We start from the raw sequence: 26,313 nt of genomic DNA, 5'->3' as shown, positions 1-26,313 counted from the left end.
TTACGCTTTCCTCTTTCAGTGTCAAGCCCGTTCGGCCTGCCTTCCTGACTCGTTTCCTGACGCTGCGATGTTGCTCACAGTCCCGGTCGATGGAGGCGCATTATAGGGATTTAGAACCAAGCCGCAACAGGTATTTTGCCTAAATCAAACTGTTTGCTGCATTCCACAGCAAAAGCCGGGGTTATACCTGTTTTTGCACAAACTTATCCACAGATAATCAGGTCAGGCAAAATTTGGCGAGCATCGCGCAATCGTTTTCGCTACAATTCACGCAAATTTTAGCTGCTCAGGTATTTCATGAACTGACGTCCGGTTTTGCTAAACCAGCCTCTTTTCGTGCCAAATTTATACCTTAACGCTTTCAGGTCGCCGGAAAAGGGCAATCGAGTGTACCCAATAGCTTTCGACACTGGCCAACACACCTGCAGCCTGGAAGACCTCGGGTATATTAAAACTATCCAATCAAGGGATATATTCGCCATGCAACAACCACGTCCTGTCCGCCGCGCCCTGCTCAGTGTTTCTGACAAAGCCGGTATTGTAGAATTCGCTCAGTCTTTATCACAACGCGGCGTTGAGCTGCTATCAACCGGGGGTACCGCACGGCTGTTAGCCGAAGCGGGACTGCCTGTGACTGAGGTTTCCGATTACACCGGTTTCCCCGAAATGATGGATGGACGGGTGAAGACCCTGCATCCCAAGGTGCATGGCGGTATTCTGGGACGCCGTGGCCAAGACGATGAAATAATGCATCAGCATGGAATCAAACCTATCGACATGGTGGTGGTCAATCTTTATCCGTTTGCCCGCACCGTCGCCAGTGAAAACTGTACGCGTGAAGAGGCCATTGAGAACATCGATATCGGCGGACCTACCATGGTGCGTTCCGCCGCCAAGAACCATAAAGATGTCGCGATTGTGGTAAACAGTACTGACTATCAGCGGGTGCTTGACGAGATGGATCGCAACAGCGGCTCGTTGACGTTGGAGACCCGCTTCGACCTGGCTATCAGCGCGTTCGAGCATACCGCAGCCTATGACAGCATGATTGCCAACTATTTCGGCAGCCAGGTACCGGCATATCACGGCGACAGCACCGAGCCGGCGGGCCGGTTCCCGCGCACGCTGAATCTGAATTTCATTAAAAAGCAGGATATGCGTTACGGTGAGAACAGCCATCAGTTGGCGGCATTCTATATAGAGGAAACCCTTAACGAGGCCTCGGTCGCCACCGCACGTCAATTGCAGGGCAAAGCGTTGTCCTACAACAATATTGCTGATACTGATGCCGCGTTGGAGTGCGTCAAGGAATTTGCTGAACCCGCTTGCGTGATTGTCAAACATGCCAACCCATGCGGTGTTGCTACCGGCGACACGCTGCTTGAGGCCTACGAACGTGCCTATAAAACCGATCCTACATCGGCCTTCGGCGGCATCATTGCCTTCAACCGGCCCTTAGACGCCGCCACCGCTAAAGCGATTATCAGCCGCCAGTTTGTGGAAGTGATTATCGCGCCGTCCGTTTCCGACGATGCTCTGGCCACACTGGCCGCCAAACAGAACGTTCGTGTACTGTGCAGCGGCGTCTGGCAGTCCCGCGTGCCTAGCCTGGACTTCAAACGAGTAAACGGTGGGCTGTTGGTGCAAGAACGGGATCTCGGCATGGTAGGTGAAGGGGATCTGCGCATCGTTACCACGCGTCAGCCTAGCGCGAGCGAGTTACGCGATGCACTGTTTTGCTGGAAGGTGGCTAAGTTCGTCAAATCGAATGCTATCGTTTATGCCCGTGACAATATGACCATTGGTATCGGTGCTGGGCAGATGAGCCGGGTTTATTCGGCTAAAATAGCCGGGATTAAAGCGGCAGATGAAGGATTGGAGGTCCGCGGGTCGGCCATGGCTTCTGATGCGTTTTTCCCCTTCCGTGACGGCATTGACGCGGCAGCAGCGGTAGGGATCAGTTGCGTTATTCAACCCGGCGGCTCCATTCGCGACGATGAAGTTATCGCCGCAGCCAATGAGCATGGTATTGCAATGATATTCACCGACATGCGCCATTTCCGCCATTAAACCCAGGAGCCTTGTATGAACATATTGATTATCGGTAACGGCGGTCGTGAGCATGCCCTGGCCTGGAAGGCCGCCCAATCTCCATTGGCGGAGCAGGTTTACGTTGCACCCGGCAATGCCGGCACAGCACTTGAAGCTCGGCTTAAAAATGTCGCCATCGGCGCTACCGATATCCCGGCGTTAGTGGCTTTTGCCCAAAGCCATGCTATTGACCTGACGATCGTCGGGCCAGAGGCACCATTGGTACTGGGCATTGTGGACGCTTTCCGCTTAGCAGGTCTGCGGGTTTTCGGCCCGTCCAAGGCTGCGGCTCAGTTGGAAGGGTCTAAGGCTTTTACCAAGGATTTCCTGGCGCGCCATCATATCCCCAGCGCGGAATACGGTAACTTTACCGACATCGAACCGGCACTAGCCTATGTGCGTCATAAAGGTGCACCGATCGTGATTAAAGCGGACGGGCTGGCGGCCGGCAAAGGAGTAATCGTCGCTATGACGCTGGCGGAGGCGGAGACCGCCATTGAGGATATGCTGGCCGGAAATGCTTTCGGCGATGCGGGACACCGTATTGTGGTAGAAGAATTTTTGGCAGGCGAAGAAGCCAGTTTTATCGTGATGGTTGACGGTGAACACGTGTTGCCTATGGCCACCAGCCAAGATCACAAACGCGTTGGCGATGCTGATACCGGCCCCAATACCGGGGGGATGGGTGCATACTCTCCCGCGCCGGTGGTCACCGATGACATTCATCAGCGCATTATGGAACAGGTTATTTGGCCGACCGTGCGGGGCATGGCATCCGAAGGCAATACTTATACGGGTTTTTTGTATGCCGGACTCATGATTGATCCCCAAGGGCAGCCAAAAGTGATCGAATTTAATTGTCGCTTCGGCGACCCTGAAACCCAGCCGATAATGCTGCGCATGCAATCAGATTTGGTTGCACTGTGTCTGGCAGCGACCGAAGGTCAACTCGATCGCGAACATTCAATCTGGGACGAGCGGCCTGCGCTGGGCGTAGTCTTGGCTGCGGGCGGTTACCCGGATGATTATCGTACGGGAGATGTCATACATGGCCTACCCGAAAGCGAAGTAGAGGGAGAGAAAGTCTTCCATGCCGGCACAGCGCTTGAAGATGGAAAGGTGGTGACGCAAGGTGGACGAGTGCTGTGTGTTACCGCGTTAGGACAAACGGTGGCGGATGCCCAAGCCAGAGCCTATCGGGCTGCACAGTCCATTGGTTGGCGCGACAGTTTCTGCCGATCGGATATTGGCTATCGAGCCATCGATCGAGAAAACCAACGTTAATCCGGGGGAAGCGTCAGGTTGTACCGCTACATTCCCTGTTTTTTTGGTTGCCAATGGCAGAAGTTTTCATTGGCAACCAATAATAATTGGACCCCTTCCGGTGCCTCCAGCCAGGCCACACCGAGCTGGCCGGTTGAATGTTTCGCCCGCGCTGCAAGCCATGCTCGCGCGCGCCGGTCGAAATCAGGCGCAACCACATTGCCTTGGCAGGTAGTCAGTACACCGTGCTGCCACTGTCCCTGGATTAAGATAACCTTACCGGCCCGCAGGGTTTGGCTGGTATCCAGAATGCGTTTCGCCTCAAACTGATAAAGCGCCAACGCGTCCGTGGTGAGACTTTCCCGCTGGTCAGTTCGCAGACGCTGCATAAAGCTGGTATTACCCTGTGCGTCAAAACGAATTTGCACGGTTTGTGGATGAACACCACTTTGTGTCTGGTTAATCTGACGCACGTCGTCCTCAAGGAATTCGTAACGGGTGACAACCGTGTTATCGCCCTTATACGGGCTAAAGACGCTGATAATAGTGGTGGCTTGGCGCGCCTGGTCGTCTTTACGCCATAATCGGACTGCTCCGCGATCGGCAATATAACCGCTAGCGGTAAATGAGGGAGGTGCCTTGGTGTGTGAACTGCATGCCGCCAGCATTACTGCCGTTAACATGAGCAAACCGTAGCGGCACGTTGACAAAAGGGGCATAAAAGCCCCTATAGTTATTTTTTTCACCAACACACTGTATTACTTAACAGCGTCTTTCAATGCCTTGCCAGAAACAAATGCCGGCACATTGGCCGCTGCAATTTTGATTTCTTTACCGGTTTGGGGATTACGACCGGTGCGTTCGTTACGATGATTGATTTTGAAAGTGCCGAAACCAACTAATTGCACTGCATCACCCTCTTTAAGAGACTCGGTAATTGCCGCTAAAGTGGATTCCAGAGCCGACTTCGCCTGCGCTTTCGAAAGGTCGGCTTTGTCAGCAATTACATCAATCAGTTGAGTCTTGTTCATATGTTATCCTTACAGTGTGTTTATCGCTTGCTAAGCATCGGGTACGACGGAGATGCCGGCATAGGCTTTCTCCTGCAAACACGCACCGATAGCCACTTTTTTTATGCCCCCCCAAATGTAGTCCAGACGGGGTGCAGATGTGAAGTAGTAAGACATGGCAAAACAGGTCTTAAATCACGTTTTACTGCCTTATTGCTGTAAATTTATCCCAATATTGCTAATTCCGGCTTCACGCAAGTCCGCGCGTAGACCTTTTATCAAATCTATGTCGCGTTTTTCACAGGCGGCCAACAGGCGGAAAATTTCCCATTGGACATCCCATTCTTGCTCAATGGAAGGCAGTGCATTTAGCTCTTCTTCCGTCATTTCCCGCTCCGCCTCGGTCATTTCCAACATGGCGACGGTACGAATGGATGTCTCGCTAACGGTGATAACATGCTCGAGCGTTTCACCGCTGAGGTGTGAGTGCAAGAGTTCACTCAACGCGACACAGGCATCAATTGCAGGGTATACGCCGTAAAAATCGTAATCATCTGCAGCGGGAATGCATTCTTCCAGCTTTTCCAATTGTAAATCGAAATTGACCTTAGCATCTTTAACAATCTGTGTCTCCCAGACCAGATCGAGAATCCGACGATAGATTGCCGGGTCGCCAAAGCCAGTCTGCAAACAAAACAGCTGATAATTTGGATACATACGCTCGCACAGCGAAGCCATAAAAACGACATGCTGCCAAGGTTCCTGCTTTTCCAGCCGTAAATGTATCGGGTTACGTAACATCGCGCTATCTCAATTACTCCTAAACTGCGTCGCAGTGTACCTGAATTTAGTCAGTTCCCCTACCGGAGGGTAAAAAGTCCGCCTCATTGTGACCTCGCTGCCAGCGCTGAAACGCCGCACGATTAGACGCGACCGCATCCGCCCAGCGAGTCGGTTCAGGCAAACGGTACCCTCGCATACACTGCTGAACCCAATACAGTGCGCTGTTAGCGCTTATCCGATGTCCGGTGGAGACAAACAGGGGATTACAGCGAATTTTGCTGCGCCACACCCAGGCAAGCTGTTCGTCTTTATCCATTAGCGGCGCTTTGGCGCCAACGGTATCACTTAGCGGTTCAACGCGACCGCATAGCCGTTTTTTCGCCACGCCGATGGTCGGCAGGTCAATCAGCCAGCCGAAATGACTGGCGACACCCAGGCGGCGGGGATGGGAAATGCCGTGGCCGTCGACCAACACCAGATCCGGTTGTTGGGTCAATTGCGCCCACGCCGCCAACAACGCTGGATATTCTCGGAACGAAAGGAATCCGGGGATATAGGGCATGGAGGTTTGCACCCGCGCAATCCGATATTCAAGCAGATCCAGCGTGGGGAAGCGCAGTAGGACGATAGCGGCCCGGGTGACGTCTCCGCCTTGCTCAAAGCCGACATCGGCGCCGGCAATGATTGCCGGGGAGCTGAAATCATAGGCGTCATGACGGATAATCTTCCCGGCGGTAGCGATTTGTTCCGCACGCAGTTTGGCCATGTCCATCATCCCGGCCTCCTAACGATGGTAGGCGCGCGACAAACGATGTACCGCATCAACAAAAACACCCGCATGTTCAGGCGGCACATCCTGATGAATACCGTGTCCCAAATTGCAAACATGGCCATTCCCCGGGCCAAACCCATCCAGTATTGCCGCCACTTCCTGCTCAATACGCTCTGGGGCCGCATACAATACCGAGGGGTCCATATTTCCCTGCAGTGCCACTTTATCACCGACGCGTTCACGCGCCTTATGGATGTCGGTGCTCCAGTCCAGTCCTAAAGCGTCGCAGCCACTCTGCGCCAGGTCTTCCAACCACTGGCCGCCACCCTTGGTAAATAAGGTAATGGGTACCCGGCGCCCCTCATTTTCCCGCTGCAGACCACCAATGATATTTTGCATATAATCGAGGGAGAATTCACGATAGGCACTGCCGGTCAAGACACCGCCCCAGGTATCAAAAATCATTACCGCCTGTGCGCCAGCGCGAATTTGCCCATTAAGATAGAGCGTGACGCTTTTGGCTAATTTATCAAGCAGCAGATGCAGCGTATCTGGATCGGTGTACATAAGCTGTTTAATTTTAGTGAAAACTTTAGTGCTGCCACCTTCCACCATATACGTCGCCAACGTCCAGGGGCTACCGGAAAAACCAATCAACGGCACCTCACCGCGCAGATTTTGCCGAATGGTCCGCACTGCATTCATCACATAACCCAGCTCCTGTTCCGGATCCGGTATTGGCAATTTGAGCACATCGGCTTTACTGATGATGGGGCGGGAAAACCGGGGTCCTTCTCCTTGCTCAAAGTACAATCCCAATCCCATGGCGTCGGGGATTGTCAGGATATCTGAAAAAAGGATCGCAGCATCAAGGGCATAGCGCCGCAGTGGTTGTAACGTGACTTCACAGGCCAACTCGGCGTTTTTGCATAACGTCATAAAATCCCCCGCCTGGGCACGGACCTCTTTATATTCTGGCAGGTAACGCCCGGCCTGTCGCATCATCCATACGGGGGTCATATCAACCGGTTGACGCATCAGAGCGCGCAGGTAACGATCGTTCTTCAACTCTTTCATGCTAGTTTCCCCCGGTGGTCATTAATCATTGCTATACCCATCAGACTTCACGTTGCCGATGCGTTGGCTTTCGTGCAACACGAATGCGTTAGGATATCGCATATGGGTCGTCATTTTCCCGATCGGCGCGACAACGTGCGACGGTATCTTCAATCAAACGTCGTGCCACGGTGCCCGGTGGCGGCAATAACGGCAGTGCATCATAACGGAACCAGCCGGCGTCGAGAATTTCATTGTGATCGGGCTGAATATCGCCTTCGGCGTACTCCGCAATAAAGGCCATCATCAATGAGTGCGGAAAGGGCCAGGGTTGGGACGTAACATAACGAACATTTTTTACTTTTATGCAGGTCTCTTCCATTACTTCACGGGCTACGGTCTGTTCAAGGGTCTCGCCCACTTCAACAAAGCCGGCGAGTACAGTATAGATACCACCGCGATGGCGGGTATGTTGCGCCAACAAAATGTCATCACCGCGCCGGATCGCCACGATGATGCAAGGTGCAATCTGAGGATAATAACGCTCATGGCAGTGATCACATAAACAGGCCCACTCGGTTTTACTGCTGCGCGTGATGCCGCCACAGTAACCACAGAAATGGTGGGCACGGTAGAATTCCGCCAACTGAATACCTTTTCCCACCAGTTGGAACAGACCTGCGTCTCTATCAATGATTTGTCGTACCGACCCCATCTCCCGTGCCATGGCATGACGCACCAGCCAGACAGGCTCGCCCTCCCATTCGCCGATTAAGGCTGCCGGCAGACCCTGCAAAGACCAAGACGACGCATTGCCAAAAGGCAGTTCACCCCCAGGTAACCACAATTTCCCTGCTTGGCTGACGACCCACCAGCCGTTTTCGTTTCCCTTGAGCTGTTGTTCCATTTTAGTTGCACTACCCCTTATTCACTGGCAATCTAGAATTTAGCTTTAATTGATCAGTAACGCGGCGTTACTTTCATAACAACGGAGTCAATCATGCTAAACCAGCTGGACATTCTGGCTCAACGCGTTGGCGGCAGTAATGAACTTATCGATCAGTGGATACTCGACCGTAGAGGATTACTGGTAGCGTATTATCATCTGATCGGCCTCAAGCCTAATAAAGAAAAGCATACCCTACTGAATGAAGCTGCACTGGATGACTTTTGCCATAAACTGGTGGATTATCTATCCGCAGGCCATTTTCATATTTACGATCGCATCGTACAAAACGCTGACGATAACAGTGATACAAAACGCGTCATCAGCACCCAGCTCTATCCGGCGCTACAGGCAAACACCATGTTGATTATGGCATTTTATGATAGCCAGTTGGAAACGGCTATTGATCATGATAATTACCTGGAGTTTCAGACGGCGCTTTCCGGAGTAGGTGAGGCATTGGCCAACCGCTTTGCGCTAGAAGATAAACTGATCCAACAGGCGCTGGAGTACAAAGCGGAATATTTAGCCGGCATGTCGGCGGCAAACGATGCCAAACCATCGCGCACTGCGTGATAGAACGTCAGCCACGTTGGTTGAATTGCAGTAGAATGAGTGTTGTAACCGGTGATATTTAAGCCGGGATACCCTAAAGATTTCGAGTTGCAGGCAGGCGGCTAGCAAATGAACCCCGATGAGCTTACTCAGGTAAGTGATTCGGGTGAATGCGCGCTGCCAACGCACCTGCAGCTTGAAAGATGACGGGTAATACCCTAAAGATTTCGAGTTGCAGGCAGGCGGCTAGCAAATGAACCCCGATGAGCTTACTCCGGTAAGTGATTCGGGTGAATGCGCGCTGCCAACGCACCTGCAGCTTGAAAGATGACGGGTATGTTTATCTTGTCGGAGTGCCTAGCGCGTAAATTACGCCAGGCTGAGACCGTTAATTCGGGATCCGCGGAACCTGATCGGGTTAATACCTGCGAAGGGAACAAGAGTAATCCACTGCCGGTGGTCCACTGTATTTCGGTCGGTTTACCTGCATATTTTTATTACTCCCGTAGCGCTCCAGACAAGCAATTTTCCCTTATATTGATTGAAAGGAATTGCTATGTCTTCATCTAATACCCCTCCATCACGCCGCGAACAGCGTGCATTAGCCCTGGATTTTATCAATCGTCTGCAAGGCGAGGTTTTCCCCAATTCACGCCGTATCTACCTGCAGGGCTCCCGCACCGATATCCAGGTGCCGATGCGTGAAATTCAGCTTAGTCCCAGCCTTATCGGCGCACACCACGCTACCCAACGTTACGAAGAAAATGAGGCGATACCGGTATACGATACTGCCGGCCCTTATGGTGATCCCGAAGTGGACATTGATGTGCGTGTTGGGCTACGCCGCCTGCGTTCCCAATGGATAGAACAACGACAAGACAGTGAAATACTGGGTGGTTTAAGTTCGCGTTACAGCGGGGAACGTCGCGCGGACGACGGGCTGGACGAAGTCCGCTTCACGCCCAATCATACCCCGCGGCGTGCTAAGCCGGGTCGCTGCGTGACACAAATGCATTACGCTCGTGCTGGTATCATCACGCCTGAAATGGAATTTATTGCTTTGCGGGAAAATATGGGCCGCGAGCGAATTCGTGGCGACGTATTGTTGCAACAACATGCTGGTCAACGTTTTGGCGCCCATTTACCGGATAATATCACGCCGGAATTTGTCCGGCGGGAAGTGGCCGAGGGACGAGCCATCATTCCGGCCAATATTAATCATCCCGAATCGGAACCGATGATCATCGGCCGTAACTTCCTGGTCAAGGTTAACGCCAATATTGGCAACTCGGCGGTGAGTTCATCCATCGAGGAGGAGGTGGAGAAATTGGTGTGGTCGACGCGCTGGGGCGCGGATACCGTGATGGACCTTTCCACCGGCCGTTATATCCATGAGACCCGCGAGTGGATCCTGCGCAACAGTCCGGTGCCGATTGGCACAGTGCCAATCTATCAGGCGCTGGAAAAGGTCAACGGTGTCGCGGAAAACCTGGATTGGGAATGCTTTCGCGACACCCTGCTCGAACAAGCAGAACAGGGAGTGGATTATTTTACCATCCACGCTGGCGTGCTGCTGCGCTACGTCCCTATGACTGCCAAGCGCCTAACCGGTATCGTATCGCGCGGGGGGTCGATAATGGCGAAATGGTGTTTATCTCACCATCAGGAGAGCTTCCTGTATGAACACTTTCGGGATATCTGTGAAATTTGCGCAGCCTATGACGTAGCGTTATCACTGGGTGATGGCTTGCGTCCCGGTTCCATACAGGACGCCAACGACGAAGCGCAGTTTGCCGAGCTTTACACGCTGGGCGAACTGACCAAAATCGCCTGGGAGTATGACGTGCAGGTGATGATTGAAGGCCCCGGCCATGTCCCTATGCACATGATCCGCCGCAATATGACCGAGCAGCTTGAACATTGCCACGAAGCGCCTTTTTATACCTTAGGGCCACTAACCACCGACATTGCACCGGGATATGATCACTTTACCTCAGGCATTGGTGCCGCGCTGATTGGCTGGTTCGGCTGTGCCATGCTGTGTTATGTCACGCCCAAGGAACATTTGGGTTTGCCCAATAAAGAGGATGTGAAACAGGGACTGATTACTTATAAAATTGCGGCCCACGCGGCGGACCTGGCAAAAGGACATCCTGGCGCGCAGATCCGCGACAACGCCATGTCCAAAGCCCGTTTTGAGTTCCGCTGGGAAGACCAATTCAACCTGGCGCTGGATCCTGCCACCGCCCGCGCCTATCACGATGAGACGTTGCCGCAGGAATCGGGCAAAGTGGCCCACTTCTGCTCCATGTGTGGGCCAAAATTTTGCTCGATGAAAATTTCTCAGGAAGTACGAGATTATGCCGCCGCCCAAGCTATCGCCGTGCGCCAAAGTGGCATGGAAAGCATGTCGTCGACATTCCGAGCCAAGGGCGGTGAGCTGTATCTCTCGCCTGATGATTTGGGGAGCGCCAAATGATCGTGAGCAACACCCCTTTTGCGCCCACAGTGTCCAAGCTGGGGCTGTATCCGGTGGTGGATTCCGTCGCGTGGATTGTTCGTTTACTCGACGCCGGTGTACACACTTTACAGTTGCGCATTAAAGATCAACCAGAGGATGTGGTAATACCGGAAATTGAAGCCGCCATCCTATTAGGCCAGCGCTATCAGGCGCGGGTTTTTATTAACGATTACTGGCGGCTGGCGATCCAATATGGCGCTTATGGCGTTCATTTGGGTCAAGAAGATCTGGATACAGCAGATCTGGCGGCCATTCAGCGTGCCGGTTTGCGGCTGGGTTTGTCTACTCACGACGATGAGGAACTGGCGCGGGCATTATCATTCAACCCCTCTTATATCGCGCTGGGTCATATCTTCCCAACCCAAACCAAAATTATGCCGTCTCAGCCACAAGGTCTCGCCGATCTCCAGCGCATGGTGACCAAACTGACGGATGTGCCCACGGTGGCCATCGGCGGTATTGGCATCGATAAGGTCGATGACGTTTTGGCAACCGGCGTTGGCAGCATCGCGGTCGTCAGCGCCATTACCAAGGCAGCTGATTGGCGGCAAGCTACTGCCATTCTATTGCATAAAATTGAGGGCCAGGAGGTCTCGGCCTGATGAAGATTAATGTCAATGACCACACCGTTGAACTCGATGCCCCCCTCACGCTGGCGGCCTTAGTGGCGCAATGGACATATTCATCGGCGGGCACCGCCCTGGCCATCAATCACATCATTATTCCTCGTGATCAATGGCCCCAGCATTGGGTCAACGAAGGCGACGATATCCTACTGTTCCAGGCCATAGCCGGAGGCTGACCATGCTAAAAATTGCAGATACCCCGTTCACATCCCGGCTGTTCACCGGCACCGGAAAATTTGCCACCCCTGACGTCATGCTAGCAGCGATTACGGCCTCTGGCAGCCAATTGGTCACACTCGCAATGCGCCGAGTAGACTTACGCGACGGGAATGATGCCATCCTTCCCGCATTGATTCAGGCTGGTGTCAAACTGCTACCCAATACTTCCGGCGCCAAAACGGCCGAAGAGGCGATATTTGCCGCTCGACTGGCGCGCGAAGCCTTGGGCACCCGGTGGATAAAATTAGAAATCCATCCTGATATGCGTTATTTGCTGCCCGACCCCATAGAGACACTCAAAGCAGCGGAGTTACTGGTGCGTGAGGGGTTTATCGTTTTGCCTTACTGTGGTGCCGATCCGGTACTGTGCCGCCGTCTGGAGGAAGCCGGCTGTGCTGCTGTGATGCCGCTGGGCGCACCTATCGGTTCCAACCAGGGTTTGGTCACTCGCGACTTTTTGCGCATGATTATTGAACAGGCCAGTGTCCCGGTAGTGGTAGATGCCGGCATTGGCGCACCCAGCCATGCGTTGGAAGCGCTGGAGTTGGGCGCCGATGCCGTGCTGGTCAATACCGCCATCGCCGTGGCGCACGATCCGGTGGCAATGGCCAGGGCCTTCAAATTGGCGCTGGACGCCGGTGAACTCGCCCGCCAGGCCGGTCTTGCCCCATCGAGACAGGACGCCAGCGCCACCAGCCCTTTAACCGGTTTTTTAACCCAAACTGCAGGAGCCTTCTGATGAGCAGTTTTGAAACGCACTGGCGTCAAATAGACTGGGACGATATCGGGCTTAGCATCAACACCACTACCGCACGCGATGTGGAGCAGGCGCTCAGCACCGAACGGTTAACCTTGCGGGATTTTATGGCGCTGCTATCACCGGCGGCACTGCCCTATATTGAACCGATGGCGCAACGAGCGCAGCGGGTAACCCGTAGACGTTTTGGCAATGTAGTCAATTTTTATCTACCGCTCTACCTGTCTAATCTCTGCGCTAATGATTGTACCTACTGCGGATTTTCCATGGGCAACCCGATAAAACGCAACACACTTAATGAGCAGGAGATCATAAAGGAGTGCGAGGCGATCAAAACCATGGGATTCGACAACCTGCTGCTGGTTACCGGCGAGCATAAAGCCAAAGTGGGCATGGATTACTTTCGCCGCCATATCCCATTGATTCGCCAATACTTCAGCTCATTGATGATGGAAGTTCAGCCGCTATCGCAGGCGGATTATGCTGAACTGAAAACCCTCGGTGTAGATGGCGTGATGGTTTATCAGGAGACCTACCACCAACCAACGTATCAACGCCACCATTTACGTGGCCAAAAGATGGACTTTTCATGGCGGCTGGAGACCCCCGATCGGCTGGCCCGCGCCGGTATCGATAAAATAGGGCTCGGTGCACTGATCGGCTTATCGGACAACTGGCGTACTGATTGTTATATGGTGGCCGAACATTTGCAATATCTACAACACACCTACTGGCAAAGTCGCTATTCCCTATCGTTTCCCCGTCTGCGGCCTTGCGCCGGGGGAATTACCCCCGCGTCGCTAATGAACGAGTCACAACTGTTGCAGGTCATGTGTGCTTTTCGGTTACTCGCACCAGAGGTGGAGCTGTCTTTGTCCACCCGTGAATCGCCCTATTTTCGCGATCATGCGGTGCCGATTATGGTCAACAGCGTCAGTGCGGGATCAAAAACCCAGCCGGGTGGATATGCCCGTAGTCGACCAGAGCTAGAGCAATTCGAACCCCATGACCACCGCTCACCGCAGGAGGTGGCACAAGTATTAATACAGGCCGGGCTGCAACCGGTATGGAAGGATTGGGATAAATTCCTCGGCAGGACGCCAACGACCAACACAGCGTTGACCCGATAATTACGCATTGCCGACCCATCAGCAAAAAAAAACCGCTCCAAAAGGAGCGGTTTAACGTTAGGCAAGGTGACAATAACGATTACTTATTGTTATTACCGCCCAAACCCGCGTTCAGCAGTTCCGCCATGTTGGCAGAGGCTTCGTCGGCGGTCACATTAGGCACCACCGGCACTTCACCCAAGGCACGGCGACGGGCCCGATCCTGATGGTAAGCGTAACCGGTCCCGGCAGGGATCAGTCGGCCTACAATCACGTTTTCTTTCAGACCGCGCAGTTCATCACGTTTCCCGGCCACGGCGGCTTCGGTAAGCACACGCGTGGTTTCCTGGAACGAGGCCGCGGAAATAAAGGACTCGGTGGCCAACGACGCTTTGGTGATACCCAGCAGATCGCGGCTGAAGGTCATTTCAATCTTGCCGTCCGCGTCTAACTGACGGTTGGCAATCTTGACACGAGAGTATTCAGCCTGCTCGCCTTCCAGGAAGTCGGTACCAGGAGCACTGACGATGGTGGCTTTACGCAGCATCTGACGAACGATAACTTCGATATGTTTATCGTTGATCTTCACGCCTTGCAGACGGTAAACGTCCTGAACTTCGTTGACGATATAACGAGTCACGGCATGTACGCCACGCAGACGCAAAATGTCATGCGGCGATTCCGGTCCATCGGAGATCACATCACCACGTTCAACACGTTCGCCTTCGAAGACGTTAAGCTGACGCCATTTCGGAATCATCTCTTCGTAAGCATCGCTGCCATCAATCGGGGAGATGACCAAACGACGCTTGCCTTTGGTTTCCTTACCGAAGGAAACGATACCGCTGACTTCCGCCAGGATAGCCGGTTCTTTCGGACGACGCGCTTCGAACAAGTCAGCAACGCGCGGCAAACCACCGGTGATATCCTTGGTACCGCTTGATTCCTGCGGCAAACGCGCCAAGGTATCACCGCAGCTGATTTGCAAACCATCTTCCAACTGGACAATGGTTTTACCCGGCAGGAAGTACTGAGCAGGCATATCCGTGCCTGGGATCAGAACGTCATGACCATTGGCATCGACGATTTTAAGCGCCGGACGCAAATCTTTACCACCAGCGGTACGTTCAGCCGTATCCAATACCACGATGGAGGACAGACCGGTTAATTCATCAGTCTGACGGGTAATGGTTTGTCCGTCGATCATATCAGTGAAACGCATGAAACCGCTCACTTCAGTAATGACTGGCATGGTATGCGGATCCCAGTTAGCAACGGTCTCGCCGCCAACCACTTCCGAACCATCACCTTTGCCCATTACCGCACCGTAAGGCACTTTGTAGCTTTCTTTGATACGACCGAATTCGTCGATCAGTTTCAACTCGGTGTTACGCGAGGTGATGACCAGTTTACCGGCGCCATTAATAACGAACTTGGCGTTATTTAACCGCACGGTACCCTTGTTTTTCACCTGAATACTGGACTCAGCGGCGTTACGCGACGCGGCACCACCGATATGGAACGTACGCATGGTCAGCTGAGTACCGGGTTCGCCGATGGACTGCGCAGCGATAACCCCGATAGCCTCACCTTTGTTAACCAGATGCCCACGAGCCAGATCGCGGCCGTAGCAGTTGGCGCACACACCAAAATCGGTATCGCAGGTTACGACTGAACGAACCTTGATGATATCCACGGAATTTTCTTCCAGGATGTCACACCATTGTTCATTAATCAGCGTATTACGTTCAATCAGGATGTCGGCAGTACCCGGCTTGATAACGTCTTCAGCCGTTACTCGGCCCAGTACGCGATCACGCAGCGGTTCTTTAACATCACCACCCTCGATAACCGGGGTCATGGTCACGCCAGCATGGGTACCACAGTCGTCCTCGGTCACCACCAGATCCTGCGCCACGTCAACCAGACGACGGGTCAGATAACCGGAGTTCGCGGTCTTCAACGCGGTATCCGCCAAACCTTTACGAGCACCATGAGTGGAGATGAAGTACTGGAGTACGTTCAACCCTTCACGGAAGTTGGCGGTGATCGGCGTTTCGATGATGGAACCATCCGGTTTCGCCATCAGGCCACGCATACCCGCCAACTGGCGAATCTGAGCAGCAGAACCACGAGCACCGGAGTCGGCCATCATAAAGATGCTGTTGAACGACACCTGGCGTTCTTCCACGCCGTCACGGTTAATCACCGATTCGGTGGACAGGTTATCCATCATCGCCTTGGCAACACGTTCGTTGGCCGCAGCCCAGATATCGATAACCTTATTGTAGCGTTCGCCGGCAGTCACCAAACCAGACTGGAACTGCTGCTGGATTTCGGCCACTTCCGCTTCGGCTTCGTCGATAATCCCCGCTTTTTTGGCCGGGATAACCATATCATCAATACCTACCGACGAGCCTGAACGAGCGGCGTAGGCAAAACCGGTATACATGATCTGGTCGGCAAAAATAACGGTGGGTTTCAGGCCCAGCACGCGGTAGCAGGTGTTAAGCATTTTGGAGATGGCTTTTTTACCCAATGCCTGGTTTACCAGAGCAAACGGCAGACCTTTCGGCACGATCATCCACAAAATGGCACGACCTACGGTCGTATCAACGATATGCGTATTTTCTACCCACTCGCCGTCTTCATTCTTGGCATGCTCGGTGATGCGCACTTTAACACGCGCATGCAGCTCGGCAATGCCACCACGATAGATGCGTTCCGCCTCTTTCGGGCCGGTCAGCACCATGCCTTCACCTTTACCGTTCACACGGTCGCGGGTCATGTAATACAGACCCAGCACCACGTCCTGAGACGGAACGATGATTGGCTCGCCATTAGCAGGAGACAGAATGTTGTTGGTGGACATCATCAACGCACGGGCTTCCAACTGGGCTTCCAGCGTCAGCGGTACGTGGACTGCCATCTGGTCACCATCGAAGTCGGCGTTGTACGCGGCGCAGACCAACGGGTGAAGCTGAATCGCTTTACCTTCAATCAGTACCGGTTCAAAAGCCTGGATCCCCAAACGGTGCAGTGTAGGCGCACGGTTCAGCAGTACCGGATGCTCGCGGATAACTTCATCCAGGATATCCCATACCACGGCTTCCTCACGCTCAACCATTTTTTTGGCTGCTTTGATGGTGGTCGCGAGGCCACGTAACTCCAGCTTGCCATAGATAAAGGGCTTAAACAGTTCCAGCGCCATTTTCTTTGGCAGGCCGCACTGATGCAGACGCAAGTATGGTCCTACGGTAATCACGGAACGACCGGAGTAGTCCACACGCTTACCGAGCAGGTTCTGACGAAAACGCCCCTGCTTACCTTTGATCATGTCAGCCAGTGATTTCAGCGGACGCTTGTTAGACCCCGTAATGGCCCGGCCGCGACGGCCGTTATCCAACAGCGCATCTACCGCTTCTTGCAGCATACGTTTTTCATTACGTACGATGATATCCGGCGCAGCCAGATCCAGCAGACGTTTCAAACGGTTGTTACGGTTGATCACGCGACGGTACAAATCGTTCAGGTCGGACGTTGCGAAACGGCCGCCATCCAGAGGGACCAACGGACGTAAATCCGGCGGCAGCACCGGAAGAACCGTCAGGATCATCCATTCCGGTTTATTACCGGACTGTACAAAGGCTTCCAGCAGTTTGATACGCTTGGTCAGCTTTTTGCGTTTGGTTTCCGAGTTGGTTTCATTGAGCTCTTCACGCAGGGTTTCACACTCCACTTCCAGATCCATGTTTTTCAACAAGGCCTGAATAGCTTCGGCGCCCATTTTAGCGTCAAACTCATCACCGAACTCTTCCAGTGCGTCCAGATACTGCTCTTCGGTCAGGATCTGACGACGCTCCAGATTGGTCATGCCGCCTTCAACCACCACATAGGATTCGAAGTACAGCACCCGTTCGATATCACGCAGCGGCATATCCAGCAGCAGCCCGATACGCGACGGCAATGACTTTAGGAACCAAATGTGTGCGGTTGGCGAAGCCAGCTCAATATGGCCCATGCGTTCACGACGCACTTTAGTTTGGGTGACTTCAACGCCGCATTTTTCGCAAATCACGCCGCGGTGTTTCAGACGCTTATACTTACCGCATAAGCATTCGTAATCTTTTACCGGCCCGAAAATACGCGCGCAGAAAAGCCCGTCACGTTCAGGTTTGAACGTACGGTAGTTAATGGTTTCCGGCTTCTTAACTTCACCGAACGACCAAGAACGAATCATATCTGGCGAGGCCAGGGCAATTTTGATCGCATCAAACTCTTCGGTCTTGGTTTGTGCTTTCAGAAACTTAAGCAAATCTTTCACGGATTGGCTCCTGTCGGAGTTAGACCTGTTAGGCGCCTGAAACGCTCAGGCGCCCTTATTACCGGTGCGAACGCGAGCGAATAATTACTCTTCTTCCAGCTCGATGTTGATGCCCAGAGAACGAATTTCCTTCAACAACACGTTGAACGATTCCGGCATCCCTGGTTCCATCGTATGATTGCCATCCACGATGTTTTTGTACATCTTGGTACGACCGTTCACATCATCCGACTTAACTGTCAGCATTTCCTGCAGGGTGTACGCTGCGCCATAGGCTTCCAGCGCCCACACTTCCATCTCACCAAAGCGCTGGCCGCCGAACTGCGCCTTACCACCCAGCGGTTGCTGAGTAACCAGACTATAGGAACCTGTGGAACGCGCATGCATCTTGTCATCCACCAAGTGGTTGAGTTTCAGCATGTACATATAACCCACAGTGACCTGGCGTTCAAACTGCTCGCCGGTACGACCATCAAACAAGGTAATCTGGCCAGAGGTAGGCAGACCGCCCAATTGCAGCAGTTCCTTGATCTCTTTTTCCTCGGCACCGTCAAACACCGGAGTGGCGATTGGCATACCTTTCTTGAGGTTTTCAGCCAAGCGGAACACTTCGTCATCCGTAAAGGTCGTAAGATCCACTTTCTGGCGAACACCATCACCAAGATCGTAGGCCTTCTGGATGAACTCACGCAGTTTGGCCACATCTTCGTGCCGTTTGAGCATAGCGTTAATCTTATCGCCAATGCCTTTGGCCGCCATGCCCAGGTGGGTTTCCAGGATCTGGCCGATGTTCATACGTGACGGTACGCCCAACGGGTTCAGTACGATATCAACCGGCACACCGTTTTCATCGTAAGGCATATCTTCGATCGGGTTGATCTTGGAGATAACACCCTTGTTACCATGACGACCCGCCATTTTATCGCCCGGCTGTATCTGACGTTTAACCGCCAAATAAACCTTAACGATCTTCAGCACACCCGGTGCTAAATCATCGCCCTGGGTGATCTTGCGACGTTTCGCTTCCAGTTTCTTCTCGAACACGGTCTTAAGTTCATCGTACTGTTCGGCCAGTTGTTCCAGTTCATTCTGCTTGTCTTCGTCGCTCAAGCCCAGTTCAAGCCATCTTTCGCGGGTCAGTTTAGACAGTTTCTCATCTTCGATGCCACCAGAAACCAGTACGTCATGGATACGGGCAAACAGGCCGGCTTCGAAAATCTGCAGCTCTTCGGTGAGGTCTTTCTTCACCTGCTTGAGTTGCATCTCTTCGATTTCCAGCGCGCGTTTGTCTTTTTCCACACCGTCGCGGGTAAAGACCTGCACATCGATAACCGTACCCGACACACCGTTAGGTACGCGCAACGACGAATCTTTCACGTCGGAGGCTTTTTCACCGAAGATGGCACGCAGCAGTTTCTCTTCCGGAGTCAGCTGAGTTTCGCCTTTCGGCGTCACTTTGCCCACCAGGATATCGCCACCGGTCACTTCCGCGCCGATATAGACAATGCCCGATTCATCCAATTTGGAGAGCGCAGCTTCACCCACATTCGGGATATCAGCAGTGATTTCCTCAGGCCCCAGCTTGGTATCTCGCGACACGCAGGCCAATTCCTGAATATGGATAGTGGTAAACCGATCTTCCTGTACTACACGTTCGGAAACTAAGATGGAATCTTCGAAGTTATAGCCGTTCCACGGCATGAACGCTACGCGCATGTTCTGACCCAGCGCCAGCTCACCCAAATCGGTGGACGGGCCATCAGCCAGTACATCGCCGCGTTCAATAGGTTCGCCCAAGGACACACAAGGTATCTGGCTGATACAGGTGTTCTGGTTGGAACGGGTATATTTGGTCAAGTTGTAAATATCGATACCCGCTTCGCCGGCAACCATTTCGTCGCGGTTAACGTTTATCACGATGCGCGATGCATCGACATACTGGATAGTACCGCCACGCTTGGCTACGGCGGTAACGCCGGAGTCAACGGCCACTGCACGCTCCATGCCGGTGCCGACCAGCGGCTTATCGGCACGCAGGGTAGGCACTGCCTGGCGTTGCATGTTCGCACCCATCAGGGCACGGTTGGCATCATCGTGTTCCAAGAAGGGAATCAACGACGCACCTACCGAGACGATCTGTTGGGTCGACACATCCATATAGTCCACTTGTTCACGGGTGAACAGGCTGGATTCGCCTTTGCTACGGCACGTAATCAAATCGTCGACGAAATGGCCTTCTTCATCAAGATTGGTATTGGCCTGCGCAATAACGAAGTTACCTTCTTCAATCGCGGACAGATAATGGATTTCATCGGTTACTACCATTTCACGCACCCGACGATATGGCGTTTCGAGGAAGCCATATTCATTGGTCTGCGCATAAACGGACAAGGAGTTGATCAGACCGATATTCGGTCCTTCCGGCGTTTCAATCGGACATACCCGACCATAATGGGTCGGATGCACGTCACGAACTTCAAAACCGGCGCGTTCACGCGTTAAACCACCTGGGCCCAATGCGGAAATACGACGCTTATGGGTGATTTCCGACAGCGGGTTGTTCTGGTCCATAAATTGTGACAGTTGGCTGGAACCAAAGAACTCCTTCACTGCGGCGGAAATAGGCTTGGCGTTGATCATATCCTGTGGCATCAGCGTATCAAGATCGCCCAGGGACAGACGCTCTTTGACCGCACGTTCCACACGTACCAGGCCGACACGGAATTGGTTTTCCGCCATTTCGCCCACGGAACGGATACGACGGTTGCCTAAGTGGTCGATATCATCGACCTCACCTTTACCGTTACGGATGTCGATCAGCTTCTTCATCACTTCAACGATGTCGAGCTTGCTCAGGATACCGGATCCTTCGATCTCTTCACGCAACAGCGATCGGTTGAACTTCATCCGGCCCACAGCGGACAGATCGTAACGATCTTCGGAGAAGAACAAATTTTCAAACAGATTTTCTGCCGCTTCACGGGTAGGTGGTTCGCCAGGACGCATCATGCGGTAGATTTCTACCAGCGCGCTCAGGCGATCGCTGGTCGGGTCGACGCGCAAGGTCTCGGACATGTACGAGCCATGATCCAAATCGTTGGTAAACAGCGTTTCAATACGCTTATGTCCCGCCTGGCTTAATTTAGCCAGCAGGTCCAACGTCAGCTCGGTATTGGCCGGACAGATAACTTCACCGGTGTTTTCATCGATGTAGTCTTTAACCACCACTTTACCGATGATGTATTCAACCGGAACCTGAATCTTATCAATACCGTCTTTTTCCAGCAGGCGGATATGGCGCGCAGTAATACGGCGGGCTTTTTCCACATACACGGTACCGTTTGATTCAATATCAAACGAAGCAGTTTCACCACGCAAACGCTCAGGAACCAATTCCATCTGCAGTTTGTTATCGTGAATTTCATAAACCACTTTGTCAAAGAACATATCGAGGATCTGTGCGGTACTGAAATTCAGTGCACGCAGAACAATGGTCGCGGGCAGTTTGCGACGACGGTCGATACGAACGAAAAGATTGTCTTTGGGATCGAACTCAAAATCCAACCAGGAACCACGGTAAGGGATGATGCGTGCGTTATACAGCACTTTACCAGACGAATGCGTCTTGCCCTTATCGCTGTCAAAGAATACGCCGGGACTACGATGCAACTGGGAAACGATAACACGTTCCGTCCCGTTGATAACGAAGGTCCCGTTGTCGGTCATGAGCGGAATTTCGCCCATGTAGACTTCCTGTTCCTTGATGTCTTTTACTGTGCCTTCAGGCGCTTCGCGCTCGTAGATCACCAAGCGCAGTTTAACGCGCAGCGGCGCGGAGAACGTCACCCCACGAATCTGGCACTCTTTGACATCAAATACAGGCTCGCCCAAACGGTAACTGACATACTGCAGTTCCGAGTTCCCGCTGTAACTCTGGATGGGGAATACAGAACGGAATGCAGCTTCTAGTCCGTACTGGCCTTCCGGATCTTGCTCGATAAACTTCTGAAACGAGTCAAGCTGTATAGAAAGGAGATATGGGATGTCCAGCACTTGGGGACGTTTCCCAAAATCCTTACGAATGCGTTTTTTTTCGGTATAGGAGTAAACCATAGGGTTCCTCAGCTCGCTGATCAGTGACCCACTCTGTCCGCCCAAGAAGGACAGGTCATGCAACACTATTTATACCCTTGGGTATGTATTGTTCGGAAAGAAAAAACCTTTCCGCAATACCTGTTTCTATCACGCTTAAACCATTTCATTGCACTTTGTTAAACCAGGGAGGTTTTACAGGAGATGCAGTATATTAAGTCGTCGATAGAGAAAGATATTGAGGATAATCAGTAGGCTAAATAGTGTAAAACCCTACTGATACCCTGTAGCGCAAAAAGGCTGGTGACCCAAAAGTCACCAGCCATCAGCCTAAAATCAGGCTGAAATCTGGGAGGTCTTACTTAACCTCAACAGAAGCGCCAGCTTCTTCCAGAGCTTTCTTCAGAGCTTCGGCGTCGTCTTTATTAACGCCTTCTTTCATGGTTGCCGGAGCAGATTCAACCAGATCCTTGGCTTCTTTCAGGCCCAGGCCGGTAGCGCTACGAACGGCTTTGATAACAGATACCTTGTTACCGCCGATAGCAGTCAGGACAACGTCGAACTCAGTTTTTTCTTCAACAACTTCAGCCGGACCGGCAGCAGCTGCAACAGCAGTAGCAGCGGAAACGCCGAATTTGGTTTCCATCATGGAGATCAGTTCAACGACGTCCATTACGGACATTTCTGCAACTGCGTCCAGAATTTGTTCTTTAGTGATAGACATAACGATTATTCCTAGAATTCAATAAAAGTGTATACGTTAGCAATAGCAACCGAAACAGCCGGCGATTATGCCGCTTCTTTCTGATCGCGCAATGCAGCCAGAGTACGAACCAATTTGCCCGCAGAGGCTTCTTTCATGGCCGACATCAGGCGTGAGATTGCCTCATCGTAAGTAGGCAGAGTCGCCAGGCGGTCCATACTTTCCGCCGAGATGAACTCACCTTCAAAGGCCGCTGCTTTAACCGTAAACTTGGCATTATCTTTGGCAAAAGCCTTGAACAGACGAGCAGCAGCGCCCGGATGTCCGTTAGAAAATGCAATCAGGGTCGGACCGACAAACGTGTCTTTCAGGCATTCAAAAGGAGTGCCCTCAACAACGCGACGCAATAACGTGTTGCGAACAACACGCATATAAACGTCTTCATCACGACCTGCTTTACGCAGTTCAGTCATTTTCGCTACTGTAACGCCACGAGAATCCGCAACGACAGCAGACAGCGCGCCTTTGGCCACTTCGCTGACTTCTGCAACAATCGCTTGTTTGTCTTGAAGATTTTTTGCCATTAGCTTTTGCTCCTGGATTTAGCCGGGGAAAACAAACCCGGCACTCACTGCCGTTCACCAAAATGGTGATAGGCCTATAAACACGGTGAGCAGAATCCAGCAAACGAAATATGCTATTAAGGTTCTGTCACCGTCTACGCAGGAAGATTAAGTGCGACTACACACACCTGCGGTCTTGGACGGAGGCTTGGATAAGGCCAAGCTCCAACCGAAAATCTTGTCGTTCTTGTTTAGCATCAGCAAAAATACAGCCAATAGCAAAACAACGGGCGTTAGATTCTAGACAAATCTTACGCCAGCGTAAAGGACATTATGCAACAATGGTCGCCAAACCGCTTTGATCGATAGACAGACCAGCACCCATGGTGGTGGAAAGGCTGATCTTTTTGATGTACACGCCTTTGGCCTGTGATGGTTTGGCTTTTTTCAGCGCAACCAGCAAAGACTCCAGGTTTTCTCTCAATTTGTCGGTGTCGAAATCCGCTTTGCCGATAGTCGTGTGGATGATACCGTTTTTGTCGTTGCGATAACGAACCTGACCGGCTTTAGCGTTTTTAACCGCTTCGGCAACGTTCGGTGTAACAGTACCCACTTTCGGGTTAGGCATCAGGCCACGTGGTCCAAGGATCTGGCCCAGTTGACCCACAACGCGCATTGCGTCGGGAGAAGCGATAACAACGTCAAAGTTGAATTCGCCTTTCTTGATTTGGTCAGCCAGGTCATCCATACCCACCAGGTCAGCGCCGGCAGCTTTAGCCGCTTCAACGTTGGCACCTTGGGTGAAGACAGCAACTCGAACGGTACGTCCGGTGCCATTTGGCAGAACCGTGGCGCCACGAACGTTTTGGTCGGATTTACGTGCGTCGATGCCGAGGTTTACGGCGACGTCAATGCTTTCAACGAATTTAGCGGTGGCCAGCTCTTTGAGCAGGGTAACGGCTGCGTTGATTTCATACAGCTTAGTGGAATCAACTTTATCGCGGATTACACGCATGCGCTTGGTCAGTTTAGCCATTTCTTAATCCTCCACTACCAGGCCCATGGAACGAGCAGTGCCTTCAATGGAGCGAGACATCGCTTCAACATTGGCACCCGTCATATCCGCTGCTTTGGTTTCCGCGATTTCGCGAACCTGAGCATGCGTTACTTTACCGACTTTCTCTTTATTCGGTTTACCAGAACCTGACTTCACGCCGGCAGCTTTTTTCAACAGAACGGCAGCTGGCGGGGTTTTGGTTACAAAAGTAAAAGAGCGATCGGAGTAAACGGTAATAACAACCGGGATTGGCAAACCCTTTTCAACGCCTTCAGTCTTGGCATTAAAGGCTTTACAGAATTCCATGATGTTAACGCCTTGTTGACCCAATGCTGGGCCGACCGGCGGACTTGGATTCGCCATGCCTGCAGCAACCTGCAGTTTTACATAGGCTTGTACTTTCTTGGCCATTGGTATTTCCTCTAGTGGGTGATAGCGCCGGTTAAGGCTCCCCATGAATAAGCACTACTGAATAAACTACTATATGCCCATAGGCACATAAAAACGAAAGGCGCGAAATTTTAGTTCAATTCCGCACCTTGAGCAAGCGTTATCATTATTTCAATGCGTGATGATCAGCCTTTCTCAACCTGACCAAAGTCCAGTTCAACCGGCGTAGCTCGACCAAAAATCGACACCGACACTTTCAGGCGGCTTTTTTCGTAGTCCACTTCTTCCACAACGCCGTTGAAATCGGCAAACGGGCCGTCGTTGACACGCACCAGTTCGCCTGGTTCGAACAGCGTTTTTGGCCGTGGCTTATCGCCCGCCTGCTGGAGGCGATTCATGATCGCATCCACTTCCTTGTCGCTGATCGGCGCAGGACGATCGGAAGTACCGCCGATGAATCCCATAACACGCGGTACGCTACGGACTAAATGCCAGCTGGCGTCATTCATCACCATTTGTACCAGCACATAGCCCGGGAAGAATTTGCGCTCGCTTTTGCGGCGCTGACCGCCGCGAATTTCAACGACCTCTTCCGTTGGCACCATGACTTCGCCAAACAGCTCTTCCATATCATGTAATTTAATATGTTCGCGCAGGGATTGCGATACGCGACCTTCAAAGCCAGAGAACGCCTGGACGACGTACCAACGTTTTTTAGGAGCTTCGGACATCTTAGAACCTCAGACCAGTAATAAACGATACCAGACGGACTAGAATGCCATCCAGTCCCCACAGAATCAGTGACATCACGGCGGTCACCGCGGCGACGATTAACGTGGTATGTAACGTTTCCTGGCGGGTCGGCCAAATCACTTTACGTACTTCAGTGCGCGCTTCACGCGCAAACGCAACGGTAGCTTTACCTTTTACTGTCACCAAGGCAATCCCGCCTGCGATAGCGATAATAACCACGACAGCCAGCGCTCGCAGGGGTAAGCTAAAATCACGATAATAATAATTACCGACGATCGCAACCAACAGCAGTACAGCGACAACGATCCACTTTACCACTTCCAGGCCACGCCCGCTTCCTTGAGCTTCGGTATTCGCACTCATAAAAAAACCTGTCACGTAGGATTCACACAAACAACTAAGCCCCGCGGAGGGCGAGGCTACCGAGCGAAGAGTGCTCTTTGCCAGCAACAAAACTTCGGAGTATCACGCCGCTGATGAAGAGCCCATCTCACCAATGATTATGACGTAAAATCGCTGATGAGATAGGTTCTCTGTCACAGCGTAGAAAAAAGGCATCAAATGATGCCCTTTTACTGCGCGCCACGTCAATTGTTATTCAATAACTTTTTTCGCAGACTATTATCGCCGTCTTAAGCAATAACCTTAGCAACCACGCCAGCACCAACGGTACGGCCACCTTCGCGAATAGCGAAACGCAGACCGTCATCCATAGCGATTGGC

At 52.4% G+C, this 26,313-nt stretch carries 22 protein-coding genes, 1 pseudogene and 1 riboswitch; of the genes and pseudogenes, 8 read left to right on the top strand and 15 right to left on the bottom strand.

Annotation, left to right across the window (positions count from 1 at the left end; genetic code table 11):
- Positions 1-480 precede the first annotated feature (480 nt).
- Together purH and purD are read left to right on the top strand one after the other, a co-directional pair.
- Positions 481-2,070: a bifunctional phosphoribosylaminoimidazolecarboxamide formyltransferase/IMP cyclohydrolase gene (purH, locus tag SJI19_RS22920; protein WP_323480571.1), complete on the top strand. Its 1,590-nt coding sequence runs from the start codon at positions 481-483 to the stop codon at positions 2,068-2,070.
- A 15-nt stretch (positions 2,071-2,085) separates the two neighbouring features.
- Positions 2,086-3,375: a phosphoribosylamine--glycine ligase gene (purD, locus tag SJI19_RS22915; RefSeq protein WP_323480570.1), complete on the top strand. Its 1,290-nt coding sequence runs from the start codon at positions 2,086-2,088 to the stop codon at positions 3,373-3,375.
- Positions 3,376-3,401: 26 nt separating this feature from the next.
- On the opposite strand, the gene SJI19_RS22910 is transcribed toward purD, so the two are convergent.
- The 6 genes from SJI19_RS22910 to nudC all read right to left on the bottom strand — a co-directional run bounded on the left by SJI19_RS22910 (position 3,402) and on the right by nudC (position 7,882).
- Positions 3,402-4,037: a DUF1481 domain-containing protein gene (locus SJI19_RS22910; RefSeq protein ID WP_323480569.1), complete on the bottom strand. Its 636-nt coding sequence runs from the start codon at positions 4,035-4,037 to the stop codon at positions 3,402-3,404.
- A 75-nt stretch (positions 4,038-4,112) separates the two neighbouring features.
- Complete coding sequence (gene hupA / locus SJI19_RS22905) at positions 4,113-4,385, bottom strand: nucleoid-associated protein HU-alpha (RefSeq protein WP_162368642.1); 273 nt, start codon at positions 4,383-4,385, stop codon at positions 4,113-4,115.
- 189 nt (positions 4,386-4,574) lie between these two features.
- Complete coding sequence (locus SJI19_RS22900) at positions 4,575-5,165, bottom strand: YjaG family protein (RefSeq protein ID WP_323480568.1); 591 nt, start codon at positions 5,163-5,165, stop codon at positions 4,575-4,577.
- Between the two features lie 46 nt (positions 5,166-5,211).
- On the bottom strand, positions 5,212-5,919 hold the full coding sequence (gene nfi, locus SJI19_RS22895; RefSeq protein ID WP_323480572.1) for a deoxyribonuclease V: 708 nt from the start codon (positions 5,917-5,919) through the stop codon (positions 5,212-5,214).
- 12 nt (positions 5,920-5,931) lie between these two features.
- Positions 5,932-6,996: a uroporphyrinogen decarboxylase gene (hemE, locus tag SJI19_RS22890; protein WP_323480567.1), complete on the bottom strand. Its 1,065-nt coding sequence runs from the start codon at positions 6,994-6,996 to the stop codon at positions 5,932-5,934.
- An 88-nt stretch (positions 6,997-7,084) separates the two neighbouring features.
- Positions 7,085-7,882, bottom strand: a complete 798-nt coding sequence (gene nudC, locus SJI19_RS22885) for an NAD(+) diphosphatase (RefSeq protein ID WP_323480566.1) — start codon at positions 7,880-7,882, stop codon at positions 7,085-7,087.
- 93 nt (positions 7,883-7,975) lie between these two features.
- On the opposite strand from nudC, the gene rsd reads away from it, so the two are divergent.
- The 6 genes from rsd to thiH all read left to right on the top strand — a co-directional run bounded on the left by rsd (position 7,976) and on the right by thiH (position 13,729).
- The gene (gene rsd / locus SJI19_RS22880) at positions 7,976-8,497 is read left to right on the top strand and encodes a sigma D regulator (protein WP_323480565.1); all 522 of its coding nucleotides are present in this window, start codon (positions 7,976-7,978) and stop codon (positions 8,495-8,497) included.
- Between the two features lie 318 nt (positions 8,498-8,815).
- Positions 8,816-8,929: riboswitch (TPP riboswitch) on the top strand.
- A 103-nt stretch (positions 8,930-9,032) separates the two neighbouring features.
- Positions 9,033-10,955 carry a phosphomethylpyrimidine synthase ThiC gene (gene thiC / locus SJI19_RS22875; RefSeq protein ID WP_323480564.1) on the top strand — a complete coding sequence of 641 codons (1,923 nt, stop codon included), beginning with the start codon at positions 9,033-9,035 and terminating at the stop codon, positions 10,953-10,955.
- On the top strand, positions 10,952-11,599 hold the full coding sequence (thiE, locus tag SJI19_RS22870; protein WP_323480563.1) for a thiamine phosphate synthase: 648 nt from the start codon (positions 10,952-10,954) through the stop codon (positions 11,597-11,599). Before thiC ends, thiE begins: the two co-directional genes overlap by 4 nt.
- Positions 11,599-11,799 carry a sulfur carrier protein ThiS gene (gene thiS / locus SJI19_RS22865; RefSeq protein ID WP_323480562.1) on the top strand — a complete coding sequence of 67 codons (201 nt, stop codon included), beginning with the start codon at positions 11,599-11,601 and terminating at the stop codon, positions 11,797-11,799. The genes thiE and thiS overlap by 1 nt, the downstream gene beginning before the upstream one ends.
- A gap of 2 nt (positions 11,800-11,801) precedes the next feature.
- Entirely contained in the window at positions 11,802-12,581 is a 780-nt protein-coding gene (locus tag SJI19_RS22860; RefSeq protein ID WP_323480561.1) for a thiazole synthase, read from the top strand.
- On the top strand, positions 12,581-13,729 hold the full coding sequence (thiH, locus tag SJI19_RS22855) for a 2-iminoacetate synthase ThiH (RefSeq protein WP_323480560.1): 1,149 nt from the start codon (positions 12,581-12,583) through the stop codon (positions 13,727-13,729). Before SJI19_RS22860 ends, thiH begins: the two co-directional genes overlap by 1 nt.
- Before the next feature lie 79 nt (positions 13,730-13,808).
- On the opposite strand, the gene rpoC is transcribed toward thiH, so the two are convergent.
- The 9 genes and pseudogenes from rpoC to SJI19_RS22810 form a co-directional block, all read right to left on the bottom strand.
- Positions 13,809-18,032 carry a DNA-directed RNA polymerase subunit beta' gene (gene rpoC, locus SJI19_RS22850; RefSeq protein ID WP_323480559.1) on the bottom strand — a complete coding sequence of 1,408 codons (4,224 nt, stop codon included), beginning with the start codon at positions 18,030-18,032 and terminating at the stop codon, positions 13,809-13,811.
- 84 nt (positions 18,033-18,116) lie between these two features.
- A complete protein-coding gene (gene rpoB, locus SJI19_RS22845; RefSeq protein ID WP_323480558.1) occupies positions 18,117-22,145 on the bottom strand; it encodes a DNA-directed RNA polymerase subunit beta in 4,029 nt (1,342 codons plus the stop codon).
- Between the two features lie 337 nt (positions 22,146-22,482).
- The gene (rplL, locus tag SJI19_RS22840; RefSeq protein WP_323480557.1) at positions 22,483-22,848 is read right to left on the bottom strand and encodes a 50S ribosomal protein L7/L12; all 366 of its coding nucleotides are present in this window, start codon (positions 22,846-22,848) and stop codon (positions 22,483-22,485) included.
- 65 nt (positions 22,849-22,913) lie between these two features.
- Positions 22,914-23,411: a 50S ribosomal protein L10 gene (rplJ, locus tag SJI19_RS22835; protein WP_323480556.1), complete on the bottom strand. Its 498-nt coding sequence runs from the start codon at positions 23,409-23,411 to the stop codon at positions 22,914-22,916.
- Between the two features lie 310 nt (positions 23,412-23,721).
- Complete coding sequence (rplA, locus tag SJI19_RS22830) at positions 23,722-24,426, bottom strand: 50S ribosomal protein L1 (protein WP_323480555.1); 705 nt, start codon at positions 24,424-24,426, stop codon at positions 23,722-23,724.
- Between the two features lie 3 nt (positions 24,427-24,429).
- The gene (gene rplK, locus SJI19_RS22825) at positions 24,430-24,858 is read right to left on the bottom strand and encodes a 50S ribosomal protein L11 (protein ID WP_323480554.1); all 429 of its coding nucleotides are present in this window, start codon (positions 24,856-24,858) and stop codon (positions 24,430-24,432) included.
- A 164-nt stretch (positions 24,859-25,022) separates the two neighbouring features.
- Positions 25,023-25,568 carry a transcription termination/antitermination protein NusG gene (gene nusG, locus SJI19_RS22820; protein WP_323480553.1) on the bottom strand — a complete coding sequence of 182 codons (546 nt, stop codon included), beginning with the start codon at positions 25,566-25,568 and terminating at the stop codon, positions 25,023-25,025.
- A 1-nt stretch (position 25,569) separates the two neighbouring features.
- Positions 25,570-25,953 (bottom strand): preprotein translocase subunit SecE, encoded by a 384-nt coding sequence (secE, locus tag SJI19_RS22815; RefSeq protein ID WP_323480552.1) that lies wholly within the window; start codon positions 25,951-25,953, stop codon positions 25,570-25,572.
- Positions 25,954-26,222: 269 nt separating this feature from the next.
- Positions 26,223-26,313, bottom strand: a pseudogene (locus tag SJI19_RS22810) (elongation factor Tu); the annotation flags it as partial.

This window comes from Acerihabitans sp. TG2 (assembly GCF_035013185.1).
In the GTDB taxonomy this organism is placed as follows: domain Bacteria; phylum Pseudomonadota; class Gammaproteobacteria; order Enterobacterales; family Enterobacteriaceae; genus Acerihabitans.
The sequence above is the reverse complement of the archived record's forward strand: the minus strand, read 5'-3'. Positions and strand labels throughout refer to the sequence as shown.